General features: G+C 33.4%; 1 protein-coding gene. It reads left to right on the forward strand.

Translation table 11 applies throughout. From position 1 onward, the window contains the following. Nucleotides 1–28: 28 nt before the first annotated feature. Nucleotides 29–1096, forward strand: a 1068-nt coding sequence (locus BM319_RS24295) for a toprim domain-containing protein (RefSeq protein WP_175495677.1), incomplete at its 3' end; no start/stop codon positions are given.

A 1096-nucleotide genomic window follows, 5' to 3' on the forward strand; every position in this document is an offset into this window, starting at 1 on the left:
AAAAAAATATAGAATCGAGGTTTTTGTTTTGAGTCAATATGAAGCATTAAAAGACCAAATAAGTATTTTGGACCTGGCACCAGTAATTGCCGGAACTCAGCCAATTGCATTAAACAAAAGTAAAGGAGAATACAGATTAAACCCTTGTCCAATTTGTGGAGGGCACGATCACTTTACTATATATGCAAAGGATAATAGTTTTTCGTCCTTTAGCGATTGTTGCAAAGGTGGCGACGTTATAGCTTTTATACAACAAGTTAAACAAGTTGATTTTAAAGAAGCAATACGTATTTTAGAAGAATTTGCTCCTGCAGTTGCAACTCCTGAAAAACGAATAAGAAAAGCTTCATTTTCTGCTCCACAGGAAAATGAAATTCAAGTTGATCTAACCGAGTTAATTCATTCACTTGCAAAAAATGAAACTACATACTTTAAAGAACGTGGATTAAGTGAAAATATCATAAACGAATATAAGCTAGGTTATCACCCCCAGGGATTGAATGGAGTTAGTGTGAAAAGTCTCGAAATGAATCTAGGACTTCAACAAAAAGCTAGTAATGTTTTCTACTGCTATCAATACTTTTTACCAGTTTGGAACGCAGACGGAACGTGTACTTATTTTATTAGTCGAAAAAATGATGAACTATCCGAGGAAAAAGGACTTAATTTGAACAAGACTCATAATTTAAAAGGATTTAACGTCCGAATTTTCAATGATAGATACTTAGAAAAGGATTTTACCCAGGATAAAGTTATTTTCGTTACAGAAGGGATTTTCGACGCTTTAAGCTATGAAACAATTGGTCATAAAGCAATCGCACTAAACAGTGTCCAAAATAAAAATAAATTCGTAGAACTAGTTAAAAAGAATAGCGATCACTTAAAGAATAAGATTTTTATTTTAATTGCAGACAACGACAAAGCCGGACAAGGTATGTTGTCAATCGTGGACGAGTTAGAAGCCCTAGAATTGACCGTACACGTTGGAGAAATACCAATAGAATATAAAGACAGTAACGACTACTTAAAAGCCGAAAAAAGCCAATTTGAGCAAAATACCACTAAAATCATTAAACAAGCAACCTCTAATAATAAA

It is taken from the genome of Bacillus sp. UNCCL81 (assembly GCF_900112535.1).
GTDB lineage: Bacteria > Bacillota > Bacilli > Bacillales > Bacillaceae_G > Gottfriedia > Gottfriedia luciferensis_B.